At 72.8% G+C, this 14,162-nt stretch carries 11 protein-coding genes and 1 pseudogene; 8 read left to right on the forward strand and 4 right to left on the reverse strand.

Annotated elements, in window-relative coordinates; all coding sequences use genetic code 11:
- Window positions 1–74: 74 nt before the first annotated feature.
- Window positions 75–1,136, reverse strand: coding sequence for a LacI family DNA-binding transcriptional regulator (locus AMY39116_RS0338375; RefSeq protein WP_020422894.1), 1,062 nt, complete (start codon window positions 1,134–1,136; stop codon window positions 75–77).
- Between the two features lie 122 nt (window positions 1,137–1,258).
- Between AMY39116_RS0338375 and AMY39116_RS0338380 the strand changes: the two genes are divergently transcribed.
- From AMY39116_RS0338380 to AMY39116_RS46915, 7 genes are all read left to right on the forward strand, one after another.
- Window positions 1,259–3,304, forward strand: coding sequence for a hydantoinase/oxoprolinase family protein (locus tag AMY39116_RS0338380; RefSeq protein WP_020422895.1), 2,046 nt, complete (start codon window positions 1,259–1,261; stop codon window positions 3,302–3,304).
- A 20-nt stretch (window positions 3,305–3,324) separates the two neighbouring features.
- Window positions 3,325–4,953, forward strand: a complete 1,629-nt coding sequence (locus tag AMY39116_RS0338385) for a hydantoinase B/oxoprolinase family protein (protein ID WP_235716308.1) — start codon at window positions 3,325–3,327, stop codon at window positions 4,951–4,953.
- Complete coding sequence (locus AMY39116_RS0338390) at window positions 4,950–5,975, forward strand: Gfo/Idh/MocA family oxidoreductase (protein ID WP_020422897.1); 1,026 nt, start codon at window positions 4,950–4,952, stop codon at window positions 5,973–5,975. The genes AMY39116_RS0338385 and AMY39116_RS0338390 overlap by 4 nt, the downstream gene beginning before the upstream one ends.
- Window positions 5,972–7,063 (forward strand): FAD-binding oxidoreductase, encoded by a 1,092-nt coding sequence (locus tag AMY39116_RS0338395; protein WP_020422898.1) that lies wholly within the window; start codon window positions 5,972–5,974, stop codon window positions 7,061–7,063. Before AMY39116_RS0338390 ends, AMY39116_RS0338395 begins: the two co-directional genes overlap by 4 nt.
- Window positions 7,064–7,082: 19 nt before the next feature.
- A complete protein-coding gene (locus AMY39116_RS0338400; protein WP_020422899.1) occupies window positions 7,083–8,417 on the forward strand; it encodes an MFS transporter in 1,335 nt (444 codons plus the stop codon).
- Complete coding sequence (locus AMY39116_RS0338405; RefSeq protein WP_020422900.1) at window positions 8,417–9,997, forward strand: gamma-glutamyltransferase; 1,581 nt, start codon at window positions 8,417–8,419, stop codon at window positions 9,995–9,997. Before AMY39116_RS0338400 ends, AMY39116_RS0338405 begins: the two co-directional genes overlap by 1 nt.
- A 175-nt stretch (window positions 9,998–10,172) precedes the next feature.
- Window positions 10,173–10,328 carry a DUF6131 family protein gene (locus AMY39116_RS46915; RefSeq protein WP_020422901.1) on the forward strand — a complete coding sequence of 52 codons (156 nt, stop codon included), beginning with the start codon at window positions 10,173–10,175 and terminating at the stop codon, window positions 10,326–10,328.
- A gap of 52 nt (window positions 10,329–10,380) precedes the next feature.
- Here AMY39116_RS46915 and AMY39116_RS0338415 read toward each other — a convergent pair whose 3' ends face one another.
- From AMY39116_RS0338415 to aztA, 3 genes are all read right to left on the reverse strand, one after another.
- Window positions 10,381–10,713, reverse strand: coding sequence for an STAS domain-containing protein (locus AMY39116_RS0338415; protein ID WP_020422902.1), 333 nt, complete (start codon window positions 10,711–10,713; stop codon window positions 10,381–10,383).
- 63 nt (window positions 10,714–10,776) lie between these two features.
- On the reverse strand, window positions 10,777–11,580 hold the full coding sequence (locus AMY39116_RS0338420) for a class I SAM-dependent methyltransferase (protein ID WP_020422903.1): 804 nt from the start codon (window positions 11,578–11,580) through the stop codon (window positions 10,777–10,779).
- A gap of 15 nt (window positions 11,581–11,595) precedes the next feature.
- A complete protein-coding gene (aztA, locus tag AMY39116_RS0338425; protein WP_020422904.1) occupies window positions 11,596–12,291 on the reverse strand; it encodes a zinc ABC transporter ATP-binding protein AztA in 696 nt (231 codons plus the stop codon).
- Window positions 12,292–12,525: 234 nt separating this feature from the next.
- Here aztA and aztB point away from each other — a divergent pair.
- Window positions 12,526–13,341: pseudogene (gene aztB / locus AMY39116_RS47735) on the forward strand (zinc ABC transporter permease AztB); the annotation flags it as partial.
- Window positions 13,342–14,162 lie beyond the last annotated feature (821 nt).

The following is a 14,162-nucleotide window of genomic DNA, read 5'->3' on the forward strand; positions in this document are numbered from 1 at the left end:
CTGCCGGGCGTGACCGGGCGGGAGGCGTGCACAGCCCCGCAACCGCGGCGGATCCCACCCGCGGCGGCGAACCGCTACTGCGGCACGGTCGACCCGCGCGCGACCAGCTTCGCCCGGAGCTGGATGTGCTGCGGCCGCCGGGGCGCATTGCCGTCCGTGATGCGGTCCAGCAGTTGCCGTCCGGCGCGGGCGCCCAGGTCGTACGTCGGCTGCTCCACGATCGTCAGCTCGGGCCGCACCAGCGTCGTCCACGGCTCGTCGTCGAAGCCGATCAGCGACAGCTGCGTCGGCATCCGCAGGCCGCGGTCCTGCGCCGCCCGGTAGGCGCCCGACGCGAGCACGTTGTCGGTGCACAACACGGCCGTCGGCGGCTCCGGCAGGTCCAGCAGCCGGTTCATCGCGTCGTAGGCCGACTCGCGGTCGTACCGCGCCGAAGCCACCAGCCCGGCGTCCACCGGCAACCCCGCCGCCTCCAGCGCGCTGACATACCCGCGCAGCCGCACCGCGCTCGGGAACAGCCCGCGCCGCCGGTTACCCGTGCGCACCCGCGCCAGCTGGTCCCCGGCCTCCGTGATCACCCCGATCCGCCGGTGCCCCAGCTCCGTCAGGTGCCCGACGGCCTCCGCCGCCGCGTGGTCGTTGTCCACGGTGATGCTGTCGGCCTCCGGCACCCCGCTGACCTGCCGGTCGATGAGCACGACCGGCACCCCGGCGTCCATCGCCCGCCGCAGGTGCGCCCCCTCGCCCGGCCGCGCCGCCGCGACGATCACGCCGTCCACCCGCTTCTCCGACATCACGCTGACCGCCCGCTGCTCGGCTTCCAGCACACCGCCGGTGTTGGCCAGCAGCACCTCGAACCCGGCGGGCGACGTCACGTCGGTGATCCCGCGCAACGCGGTGGCGAAGAACGGGTTCGCCACGTCCGTCACCACGACGCCGATCGTCTGCGTGCTGCCGGTGACCATGCTGCGCGCCAGCCCGTTCGGCCGGTACCCCAGCTCGGCCGCCGCGGCCAGCACCCGCTCCCGGGTCCGCTCGCTGACCTGCCCGTACCCGCCGAGCGCGCGCCCCGCGGTCGCCGTGGACACCCCGGCCGCGCGGGCCACGTCGATCAGCGAGGCTCCGTGCGTGGTCACCTGCGCGCCTCCCCCGGTAACGAGCCGTCAGCGAATCAAGTCTTGACTGAGACTACTACCGACTGAGATGGTTCTCACCCAACAGGTACTGAGAAGGTTCTCACTCAAGCGAGGCCCAGCACATGACACTTCGGATCGGCGTCGACACCGGTGGCACGTTCACCGATGTCTGCGCCCTCGACGAGCAGACCGGGCGCCTCTATGTGCGCAAGGTGTCCAGCACCCCGGACGACCCCGGCCGGGCGATCGTGACGGGCGTCTCCCAGCTGCTCGACGAGATCGGCGGACGCGACCTCGGCGACGTCGGCTACTTCGCCCACGGCACCACGGTCGGCACCAACGCGCTGCTCACCGAGCGCGGCGCGCGCACCGGCCTGCTCACCACCGCGGGCTTTCGCGACCTGCTGGAACTGGGGCGCGGCCGTCGTCCGTCGCTCTACGACCTGCAGGCCGACAAGCCGGCCGCCCTGGTGCCGCGCGACCTGCGGCTCGAGGTGGACGAGCGGGTCCGCCACGACGGCCGGGTGGAGCGCCCCCTCGACGAGGAGCAGGTCCGCGCGCTCGCCCGCGAGCTGCGTGAGCAGAACGTGGAAGCCGTCGCCGTCTGCTTCCTCTACAGCTTCGTCGACCCCGGCCACGAGCGGACCGCCGAGCGCATCCTCACCGAGGAACTGCCCGGCGTGCACGTCTCGGTGTCCTCGGCGGTGCTGCCGGAGTTCCGCGAGTACGAGCGTCTGTCCACAGTGGTCGTCAACGCCTACCTCGGCCCGGTGGTCGCCCGCTACCTCGCGAAACTGCGCACCCGGCTGGGCGAGCTCGGCCTGCGCGCCACCCCGCACGTCACGCAGTCCAACGGCGGAATCATCCCGTTCGAGACCGCCGAGCGGATGCCCTCCCGCATGGTCCTCTCCGGACCCAGCACCGGCGTGGTCGGCGCGGCCGAGATCGCCCGCGCGGCAGGCTACCCGGACATCATCACCTTCGACGTGGGCGGCACCTCCTCCGACGTCTCGCTCGTCCAGGACGGCGTGCCCAAGTCCTCCAGCGGCACCGAGATCGACGGCAGGCCGGTGCGCGCGCCGATGCTGGACATCCACACCGTCGGCGCCGGTGGCGGCTCGATCGCGTGGATCGACGCGGGCGGCGCGCTGAAGGTCGGCCCGGGCAGCGCGGGCGCCGATCCGGGCCCGGCGTGTTACGGCCGCGGCACGGAGCCGACCGTCACCGACGCCAACGTGGTGCTGCGGGTCCTCAACCCGGAGTACCTGCTGGACGGGCAGATGAAGATCGACGCCGGGGCGGCCCGCGCAGCGGTGTCCACAGTGGCCGGTCCACTGGGGATGGACGTGCTCGACGCGGCGCAGGGCATCGTGCGCGTCATCACCGCCAACATGGCCCGCGCCATCCGCGTCATCTCCGTGCAGCGCGGTTACGACCCGCGCGACTACGTCCTGGTGCCCTTCGGCGGCGCCGGCCCGCTGCACGCGGTGCGCCTGGCCCGCGAGCTGGGCATGCGCACCGTGCTGGTGCCGGAGACACCGGGCGCGCAGTGCGCCGCGGGCCTGCTGATGACCGACATCCGCGCCGACTTCCTGCGCACCCGCATCTCGCCGCCCGACGAAACCACCGTCGCCGGCGTGTTCGCCGAACTGGAGGCCGAAGCGACGGCCTGGCTGGCGGAGGAGAACGTCCCCGCCGAGCGCCGCCGCGTCGAGCGGTTCGCCGAAATGCGCTACGCGGGCCAGAACCACGAGCTGCCGGTGCCCTTCCCGGAGGGCGAGATCACCGCGGACACCGTCGCGCAGCTGACCAAGCGGTTCGCCGCCGAGCACGAGCGGATGTACGGCTACTCCTCGGCCGAGGACGCGGTCCAGGTGGTCACCTTCCGCCTGCGGGCGATCGGAGAGGTGTCCCGCGCCGAGCTGCACCGCGCCCCGCTCGGCGACGCCGACGCGAGCGCCGCGATCCGCGCCACCCGTGAGGTCTACCTGCCCGAAAGCGGCGGGTTCACCGAATGCCCGGTGTACGACCGCAGGCTCCTCGAACCCGGCCACCGCCTCGACGGCCCCGCGGTCGTCGAGCAGATGGACACCACCACGCTGCTGCTCCCCGGCGACGTCGCGGTCGTCGACGAGCTGCGCAACCTCGTCGTGACAGTGGGCCGATGACCCACACGGAAGGAAAGACCATGCAAGACCCCGTGCTGGTCGAGGTGATCGGCTCCGCGCTGTCGTCCATCGTGGAGGAAATGGGCGAGACGCTGGTGCGCGCCGCCTACTCGACCAACATCAAGGAACGCCGCGACTGCACCGCGTCGCTGTTCGACGCCGCGGGCCGGATGCTCGCCCAGGACGAGGGCGGCTCGCCGCTGCACCTGGGCTCGCTGATGGGCATCGTCGACGAGATCACCCGCCGCTACCCGGCCGGGACGATCGAGGAGGGCGACACCTTCATCGGCAACGACCCGTTCACCGGCGGCGGTTCGCACCTGCCGGACATCGTGCTGGTGTCGCCGGTGTTCCTGGACGGCGAGATCACCGCGTGGGTGGCGAACCTGGCCCACCACGCCGACTTCGGCGACCGCGGCCACGCGCACATCTTCCAGGAGGGCCTGCGCATCCCGCCGGTGCGGCTGATGCGCCGGGGCGAGCTGCAGCACGACCTGTTCGAGCTGATCCTGCTCAACTGCCAGGTGCCGCACGAGCGCCGCGCGGACCTGCGCGCCCAGATCGCCGCGAACCGGCTCGCCGTCACCCGCTACACCGAGCTGGCCGCGCGGTACGGCCGGGACACGCTCGTGGCGGCGGCCGCGGCGCTGCTCGACTACACCGAGCGCCGCACCCGCGCGGCGATCGCGAGGGTTCCCGACGGCACCTACACCTTCGCGGACCGCTTCGACTGCCCCGAGCTGGACGACGAACTCGACCTGGGCGTCACCGTCACCGTGCACGGGGACGAGGTCACGTTCGACTTCACCGCGCCGCCGCAGGTCCGGGCCAGCGTCAACGTCGTGTGGACCGCGCTGTACGCGGCGGTCTACTACTCGCTCAAGACGCTGGTGGACCCGGACATCATCCCGAACGCCGGCCTGCACCGGCCGGTCACGATCAACGCCCCGCGTGGATCGGTGCTCAACTGCGCCGAACCCGCCGCCGTCAACGGCCGCAGCGAGACCTGCCAGCGCGTGGTCGACCTGATCCACGGTGCACTCGCCGATGCGGTGCCGGAGACCGTGACCGCGGCGAGCAACGGCGCCAACACCGGCGTGCACTTCTCCGGGGTGGACAGCCGCACCGGCCGCTACTTCGTCTATCTGGAGACGATCGGCGGCGGCTGCGGCGCGCGGCTGGGCAAGGACGGCATGGACGGCGTGCAGGTGCACATGACCAACACCAGCAACCTGCCGGTGGAGGCCCTGGAGACCGAGTACCCGCTGGTGGTCGAGGAGTACGCGCTGATCGACGACTCCGGCGGCGACGGCCGCACCCGCGGCGGCATGGGCATCCGGCGCACGGTCCGCGTCGAGGAGTCCGACGTGCACTTCTGGCTGGACACCTCGCGGCAGCGCTCGCAGCCGTGGGGCCTGTTCGGCGGCGGGCCGGGCGCGAGCGCCGGGGTCGAGCTCTCCGAAGGGGCGCAACCGGTCGAGCACGGCTACACCCGCCTGCAGCCCGGCGACCGCGTGTCGATCCGGACCGCCGGGGCGGGCGGCTACGGGCCGCCGTCCGAGCGTGACCCGGACCAGGTGCGCCGGGACGTCGCCGAAGGACGGATCTCCGCCGAGCGCGCCCGCACCGTGTACGGGGTGGAGTCGTGATCCGCACCGCCGTGATCGGCTTCGGGGTGTCCGGGCGGATCTTCCACGCCCCGTTCCTGGCCGCCGACGAGAACTACTCGCTCGACTACATCGTCACCGGAAACCCGGAGCGCGCAGCACAAGCCCGCGCCGAGTATCCACACGCGACGGTCCTGGCGACCCCCGGCGAGCTGTTCGCGCACGAGCTGGACCTGGTCGTGATCGGCACCCCGCCGGCGACACACGCCGGCCTCGCCGCGGAGGCGCTCGGCCACGGCCTGCACGTGGTGGTGGACAAGCCGTTCGCGGTGACCAGCGAGCAGGGCGAGGCGCTGATCGAGCAGGCCGACCTCGCCGGCCGCGTGCTCACGGTGTTCCAGAACCGCCGCTGGGACGGCGACTTCCGCACTCTGCGGCGCCTGATCGACGACGGTGAGCTGGGCCGGGTGCACACCTTCGAGTCCCGGTTCGAGTGGTGGAAGCCGCAGGGGCCACGCGACTGGAAGGCGCACGCGGGCGTCGCAGAGGGCGGCGGCATCCTGTACGACCTCGGCACCCACCTGATCGACCAGGCGATCCAGTTGTTCGGCCCGGTCGCGCACGTGCACGCCGACGTCCTCCGCCGCGGCGCGGGCGACGGCGACGACGACACGTTCCTGGTGCTGGCCCACGAAAACGGCACGCGGTCCCGGCTGTTCATGACCGGTCTCGCCGCGCTGCCCGGCCCGCGGTTCCACGTCCTCGGCGACCGGGCCGGCTACACGAAACACGGCCTGGACCCGCAGGAGGACGCGCTGAAGAACGGTGCCCGGCCCGGCGACGACGGGTTCGGGCACGAGCCGCGGGACAACTGGGGCACGCTCGGCGTCCGCGGCGACACCCGCCGGGTCGAGCCGGAACCCGGGGACTACGGCGAGTTCTACCGGCTGCTCGCCACCGCGATCGCCACCGGCGGCGAACCACCGGTCGATCCGCGCGACGCGGTGGACGTCCTTCGCATCATCGAACGGGCACACGCCCAGAAGGGGGATCTTTCCCGATGACCGCAGGCAAGCACGTCGTCGTGGTGGGCGGGGGCGTTCTCGGCGTCTCCACGGCCACGCACCTGCAGCGCGACGGCGTGGCGGTGACGCTGGTGACCGAGGGCGAGCTGGCCGACGGCGCCTCCGGCCGGTCGCTGTCCTGGCTCAACTCCGCCGGGACCCGCTCGGCGGCCTACCACGCGCTGCGGATGGCCGGGATCGACCGCTACCGCACGCTCTTCGCGCAGGACCCCGCCCGCGAGTGGCTCCGCTTCGACGGCGGCCTGCACTGGAGCCTCGACGAGGACGCGATGCGGGACCGGCACCGCGCCGAGGTCGCGCACGGCTACGACTCCGAGCTGGTGTCGAGCCACCCGGGCCTCGACCCGGCCGCGTTCCCCGAGGTGGCCGTGCACAACCCGGGCGAGGGCTGGGTGTCCCTGCCGCACCTGATCGAGCACCTGGCCGCGGAGTTCACCGCGCTCGGTGGCGAGATCGTCACCGGCGCGGGCCGGGCGAGCGTCACGACCGCCGGGGGAGTGGCCACCGGGGTGACCACCGCGGGCGGACAGCGGTTCGAGGGCGACGCCGTCGTGGTGGCCTGCGGCGCCGCCACCCCGGCCGTCGTCGCGGAGCTGGGCGTGACCATCCCGGACGCGTCCCCGCTGTCGATGCTCGTGCTCACCGAACCCGCCGAGACCGGCGTCAAGTCCGTGCTGAACACCCCGCGCGTCGCGCTGCGGCCCAACCCGGGCGGCACGTTCGCCCTGGACCACCACTGGTACGAGGACCGGATCACCGAGGCGGCCGACGGCACGTGCTCGATCGACGAGTCGGTGGTCAAGGAACTCGCCGCCGAGGCCTCCGCGCTCCTGGACGGCGGGGTCACGCTGACCGCCGCGTCCTGGAAGCTCGGACGCAAGCCCATCCCCGGCGACGGCGAGCCGGTGTTCGGCGAGCTGTCCGCCGTGCCGCGGTGCCACGTCGCCTTCACCCACTCCGGCGCCACGCTCGGCCTGATCGCCGGGGAGCTGCTGGCAGGCGAGATCCGCACCGGCGAGCCCCACCCGATGCTGGAGCCCTTCCGGCCGGACCGCTTCCGGCCCTGAACCCCCGCAAGGAGATCCGTTGACCGACCACGACACGCGGGCGTCCGCGCCCGCCTCGACGGACCTGCGCTCGCGGCGCAAGGTGATCATGTCCGCGATGCTCGGCAACGTCGTCGAGTACTACGACTTCGGCCTCTACGGCACGCTGGCCGTGATCATCTCCCGCCAGTTCTTCCCGGAGGGCAACGCGACCGCCGCGCTGCTGTCGACCTACGCGGGCGTGGTGCTGTCCTACGCGCTGCGGCCGCTGGCGGCGATCGTGCTGGGACCGCTGGCCGACATCAAGGGCCGCCGGTTCGTGCTGCTGCTGACGATCGCGGTGATGAGCGTCGGCACCGCGGGCATCGGGCTGCTGCCGACCTACGCGGCGATCGGGATCGCGGCGCCGATGATCCTGTTGTTCTGCCGGGTCCTGCAGGGCATCGGGGCGAGCGTGGAGTACACCACGGCCGCCAACTTCATCTTCGAGCACGAGCGCGGCAACCGGCGCAACTACCTCGCCGGGCTGTCCGTGGCGTCCACTTCGGTCGGTCCGCTGCTCGCCACCCTGGTGTCCTACCTGGTGATCTCGGTGATGCCGGCGCAGGCGTTCAACGACTGGGGCTGGCGCATCCCGTTCCTGCTGTCGATCCCGATGGCGCTGGTCGGCATCTACATCCGCCGTCACGTCGAGGAAACCCCGCAGTTCAAGGAAATGGCGGAGCTGGCCGAGCAGAACAAGGTCAAGCAGACGCCGTTCCGCACCGCCGTGCGCGAGCACTGGGGCGCGATGCTGCGGGCGATCGGCCTCGGCGCCGGGCAGCGGGTCGGCTCGTTCGTCATCCAGGCCTACTTCGTCACCGCGATGGTGAAGGCCGGGTTCGCCGAGAACAACGCGTTGCTCGCCTCCCTGCTGACATACGCGATCGGCCCGATCCCGGCGATCTGGGGCGGCAAGCTCGCCGACAAGCACGGCGCGCGGATCCCGCTCGTGGTCGGCTACGGCCTGTTCGTCGTGCTGACCGTGCCGACGTTCCTCGCCATCGGGTCCGGCTCGCTGTGGCTGGCGGTGGTCGCGGTGGTCGCGTTCACCTTCATCAACAACTTCGTCGGCGCGCCGCTGACGACGGCCTACGTGATGAGTTTCCCGGCCGAGGTGCGGGCCAGCGCGTCGGCGCTGAACTACAACATCGGCACCACCGCGCTGGGCTCGACCGCGGGCCTGATCGCGGTGTGGCTGTTCGACCTCACCGGCACCAACGCCGCGTTCGGCTGGTACATGACGGCGATCTGCGCCGTCTCGATCCTGGTCGCCCTGTTCGCGATGCCCGCCGCGGTCGACGAGCAGCGCCGCAAGTCGATGGCGGAGGCCTGATGGACGCCCGCACCGCGGACGAACTGGCCCGTTCGGCCGCCTACGGCCCGAAAGAGCCGGTGGTGGCCGAGCGCGGCATGGTGGTCACCTCGCACCCGCTCGCGGTGCGGGCCGGGCTCGACGTGCTCCGCGACGGCGGCACGGCTGCCGACGCGGCGCTCGCGGCAGCGGCCACCCAGCTGGTGGTCGAACCACACATGACGGCGCTGACCGGCGGCCTGGAGATGCTGCACTGGGACGGCGCGAGTGGCGAGGCGAGCTACCTCAACGGCAACGTCGCCGCCCCGCTCGCGCCGCTGCCCGGGTTCACCGGGGCCGACCTGACCACCGGCCGGGGCGTCCCCGTCCCCGGCTGGTGGCCTGCCTTCCGCGCCGCGCACGACCGGTTCGGCAGGCTGTCCCGGGATCGGCTGCTGCGGGACGCCGTCCAGCTCGCGCGGGACGGGTTCGCGGTCAACCCCTACCTGTTCGGCGAGATGTACGCGCACCGCGCCGAACTCGGGTGTCACGAGCAGGCGCGGGAGGCGTTCCTGCCGGGCGGCACCCTGATCGCGCCCGGCGGCACCCTGCGTCAGGACCGGGTCGCGCGCACGCTGGAACGGCTGCGGGACGAGGACCTGGACTACTACCTGGGCGATTTCGCGCGGGCCTTCGCCGCCGAGTGCGCCCGCGGCGGCGGGGTCATCACGACCGAGGACTTCGCCGCGTACGAGGCGCAGTGGTCCGAGCCGCTGCGTGGCACCTACCGGGACGTGGAGGTCGTGGCGTCCGCGCCGCCGGACGACGGCGGGTGCCAGCTCATCGAGGCGCTCAACATGCTGGAGCTGGTGGACCTGCCGGGCCCCGCGCACTCTTGCGTGGACACGCTGGACCTGCTGGTCGCCGTGCACAACGAGGTGTACTACGCGCCACCGCGCACGGCCGCCGCCGACGTGGAAACGCTGCTGTCCAAGGACTTCGCGGCCCGGCGGATGGACCGGCTCGGCGCGCTGCCGCCGTCCGTGCCGACGCCGGTGCCCGGCACGATCCACGTCACCGTGGTGGACGAGCAGCGCAACATCGCCTCGGTCACGCACTCCCACATGGCCTCGCCGTGGGTGAACGGGCTGTTCGCGGAGGGGTTCCAGCTCTCCGGCGGCGGGTCGTTCTTCCAGCGCGGCATGCCGTGGCCGGGGGAGCGGGCCACCGTCTACCTGGCGCCCAACCTGGTGCTGCGGGACGGCGTGCCGGTCATCGCGTCCGGGTCGCCGTCGGTGTCGCTGGTGGCGTGCGTGCTGCAGAACCTGGTGAACCTCCTGGACTTCGGGATGTCCATCGAGGAGTCGGTGGCGGCGCCGCGCTTCGGGGTGCGGCCGCACGAGCCGGCCGCCGGGTGGTTGCCGGGCGTGACGCTGGAGCACGGGTTCGCGCCCGGCGTGGACCGCGAGTTCCGGCGCCGCTGCGCCGAACGCGGGCTGTGGCTGCGTGATCTCGGGCCGTGGCATTCGCTGACCGGCAACTTCGAGGGCGTCACGCTGGACGGCGGGTCGCTGCGGTCCTGTGCGGACCCCCGCCGCAACGGCGGAGCGGAAGGGTACTGACCGGTTCGCAAACGCTCTTGGTCTACGTGGCGCAACGGTGTGGTCGCGACGCAGCAACTTCGCCTCGTACCGGGGCGTACCGGGTTTGCGCGATCACCCGTCCGGGTATCGCTGGCCGGTCCCCATCGGAGCAGGACCGGCGGCGCGGCCCGTCCTGCAGGCAGAAAGAGTTGCCATGATCGTTCTTGGCGTCATCCTGCTCATCGTCGGTCTGCTGACCGGCATCAACATCATCTGGACGATCGGGATCGTGCTCCTGGTCGTGGGTGCGGCACTGGCGATCCTCGGTGGCACCGGCCGGAAGGTCGGCGGCAGGGCACACTGGTACTGATCCGGACCACACTTCGAGTGCCGGCCCTCTTCGGGGGGCCGGCACTGTCCTGTCAGGCGAGCAGGTGGTCCAGTCCCGCGGCGGCGAGCACCACCCTGGAGGCGTGGCTGGCCGGTCCGACTTGGACCGGGATCCGCGCCGCGGTCTGGGCCAGCTCGGCGGCGCCGGACACCGACAGGAAGTCCACAGCGGACAGGTCGACCTCGATGAGCCGGGGCGAGAGCCGCCCGGCCGCGGCCAGCGCCTCGGCCAGCGACGGGACCGTCAGCAGGTCCACCTCCCCGGCGACGTGCACGCGCACGACCTCGTCGTCCACGACCGCCGTCCGGATCTCCACCTCGGCCCGGTCCGCCACGCCACCCACCTCCGCGGACAGTGTGAACACAGTTCAACACTCCTGGGACGGGTCTCGGCCCGGATTCACCGGATGGGATGACGGCGATGGGGTTTAGGGCCGGCGTCCGACACCGATCAGCGTGCCCGCGTCGAGTGTGTCGAGCCCGGCTTCGCGCAGCCCGTCGAAGAAGCGGGCGCGGACCCGGTCGAGCGCGTCGGGGGGCAGGCCGGTGACGAAGCCGCGCATCGCCGAGCCGAGGTAGAACGTCCAGGCGTCCTCCGGGTGCAGCGGCTGCACGTAGGCGACCTCCCGCACCTCGACGTCCCGCAGGCCGATCGACGACAGCCAGCCGGCGAGCTTGTCCGCCGTGTCGACGCGGGCGCTGTGGTTGGGCCGCGGCGGCGCGTCCGCCAGTTCCGGGTGGTCCGGCAGCGCGGCGGCGCGTCCGATCGGGACGATGCGGGACATGCCGTCGGCCCGCCAGGTGCTCACCGCGAACCGGCCGCCGGGCTTGAGCAGCCCGGCGAGGCGGCGGCTGCCCGCGTCCATGTCCGGGAAGAAGAACACGCCGAACGAGCTCTGCACGACGTCGTAGCCGTCGTGCGGCCAGGCGAGGACGTCGGCGGCCGTGAAGCGCAGGTTGCTCAGCCCGTGGGCGGCCGCCTCCCGGCGCCCCTCGTCGAGCAGCCCTTCGGCGACGTCGATCGCGTCGACCACGCCGTCGGGTCCGACCGCGCGGGCGGCCGGAATGGCGGAGGCGCCGGCGCCGCAGCAGGCGTCGAGCACGCGGTCGCCCGGCCGTGGCCGCGCCAGCGCGGTGAGGATCTCGCCGAGCGGCCGCCACAGGCGGCCTGACCAGGCGGCGAACTCCGATCTGGCCGCGGTGAAGACCCCGGCTGCTGCCTCGGGATTCATGGCTGCTCCTTCCTGTCAGTGCCACGCGTCGAGCAGATTGTCCTGGCTGAGGACGGTTTCCGGGGGCCCTTCGGCGAGAACCCGCCCCTGTCGCAGGAGCACGCAGTGGTCGGCGGCTCGGGCCTCGGTGAGGTCGTGCGTGGCATGCACGACCGTCACACCGCTGTCGGCGACCTCGCGCAGTGTCCGGGAAATCGTCTCCCGGGCAGGCACGTCGAGCGCCGCGGTGGGTTCGTCGAGCAGGAGAAGGTCCGTCTCCTGTGCGAGCGCCTGAGCGACCAGGGCGCGCTGCCGCTGCCCGCCGGAGAGCGCGGACAGCCGGCGACCGGCGATTTGATCCAGGCCGAGCCTCGTCAGGCACCGCTCCGCGACCGCTCGGTCACGCCGCGACAGCCGTCGCCAGGGGTGGCCGGCCCAGCGCCCCATCTCGACCGCCTCCCGGACGGTGATCGGCAGCAGCGCGGGCACCGCGTCGTGCTGCACCACGAGCGCCGCGCGCCCGGCGGGCCGCTCGACACTGCCCGCGGCGGGCCGGACGATCCCGGCCAGCACGCTCAGTGCGGTCGACTTGCCGGAGCCGTTGGCGCCCACCAGGGCGGTGACGGCGCCGGCGGGGAAGACCGCGGAGACCTCGTGCAGGACGACTTGTCGTGCGTACCCGGCCGACACGTTGGTGAGTGCCGCGCCTGTTCGGATGGCGCTTTGGGTCATGGGTTCTCCCCGGACGACGTTCCGGTGGGTGCTGCGCGCCTGGACAACACTCCGTTGAGTGCCACGCCCGTCCGGCTGGTGTTCCGTGTCATTGGCCCTCCCTGCGACGGCACTCCGGTGAGTGGCGCGCCCCGGACCCACACTCGTCGAGCGCAACGCTCGTCCGGATCGTGCTCCGCGTCATAGCTCCTCCCCTTTGTAACGATAATCGTTTTCACTATAGGGTGACCCACTGTGGAGTGGTTGATCGCCCCGTTCGAGGTGTCCTTCGTGCAACGGGCTTGGTGGGGAGGGGTCCTGGTGTCGGGCGTGTGCGCGCTCGCCGGGACGTGGATGGTGTTGCGGGGCCTGGCTTTCCTCGGTGACGCGATGTCGCACGGCATGCTGCCGGGGGTCGCGCTCGCGGCCCTGTTCGGCGGCAGCCCGGTGCTCGGCGCGGCTCTCAGCGCCGGCGCGATGGCGGCCGGGGTCACCGCGCTCGGCCGGTCGCGCCGGATATCCCAGGACACGAGCATCGGGTTGCTCTTCGTGGGCATGCTGGCCCTGGGCGTGATCATCGTGTCCAGGTCGCAGTCGTTCGCGGTGGACCTCACCGGGTTCCTGTTCGGCGACGTCCTCGCGGTCCGCGACCGGGATCTGCTGTTCCTGGCGGTCGCGCTCGCCGTCGCCGGGGTCGTGGCGCTGCTCGGGCACCGCTCGTTCGTCGCGCTGACCTTCGACGAGCGCACCGCGCACACCCTCGGTCTCCGGCCGCGCCGGGCGCACGCCGCGCTGCTCGGCCTGGTCACGCTCGCGATCGTGGCGTCCTTCCACGTCGTCGGCACGCTGCTGGTGTTCGGCCTGCTCGTCGCGCCTCCCGCGGCCGCCCTGTACTGGGCGCGGCGCGTCCCAGCCGTGATGTTGATCGCCGCGCTGCTCGGCGCCTTCGCGACGACGGCCGGGCTGCTGATCTCGTGGCACTGGGGCACCGCCGCCGGCGCGACGATCGCCGCGGTGGCCGTGGCGCTGTTCGGGTTGTCGGCCCTCGCCGCGCGCCTGCGGGACCGCGTGCCGCGCAAGGCGCTCGCCCTGCTCGCCACACTTCCGCTCGCGGCCTGCGCCCCGGAACCGCCGCCCGCCGAACCGCCGCACGGCTACATCGAGGGCGCCGAGGAAACCGCCGAGGCGCAACCCCGGCTGGTGCTCACCGACCGGGCGAGCGCCGTACGCGTGCTGGACCTGATCACCGAGTCGATGACCGACCTGCCGCCGGCGCCGGGCGTCGAGCGCATCGCCACCGACGGGCGCTTCGCGTACCTCTCCGCGGGAAGCACCGTGCACGTCGTGGACAGCGGGTCCTGGATGGTCGACCACGGCGACCACGTGCACTACTACCGCACCGCGCCCACCGCGGCGGGCACACGTCCCGGCGGCCCGGTCCTCGCCGCGCACGCCGACAGCACGGTCACCGCGCTGGTGGCCGAGGGGCGCACCGCGCTGTCCGGCCGGGAAACCGCGGGGGTGGCGGTCCCGCTGGGGGAGCGGCTGGTGGTCGCCGACGGCGCCGTCGAGGTCCGCGGCCGCGACGGGGTCACCGAACGCGTGCTGTCGCCGGTCTGCGCCGATCCGCGCGGGTCCGCGGTGACCAGGCGTGGCGTGGTGATCGGCTGCGCGGACGGTGCCGTGCTCGTGTCCGAAAAGGACTTCACGGCGGTCCACATCCCTTATCCCGCCGGCGGTCCGCGAGCGGTGGAGTTCACCCACCGTCCCGGCAGCGCCACGCTCACCGCCCGCGCGGGCGACCGGGGTGTCTGGGTGCTCGACGTGACCGAAAAGACCTGGCGGTTGCTGGAAACCGGGCCGGTGGTGGCCGTCAACGCGGTCGGCTCCGG

The sequence above is a fragment of the Amycolatopsis sp. ATCC 39116 genome (genome assembly GCF_000231075.2).
In the GTDB taxonomy this organism is placed as follows: domain Bacteria; phylum Actinomycetota; class Actinomycetes; order Mycobacteriales; family Pseudonocardiaceae; genus Amycolatopsis_E; species Amycolatopsis_E tucumanensis.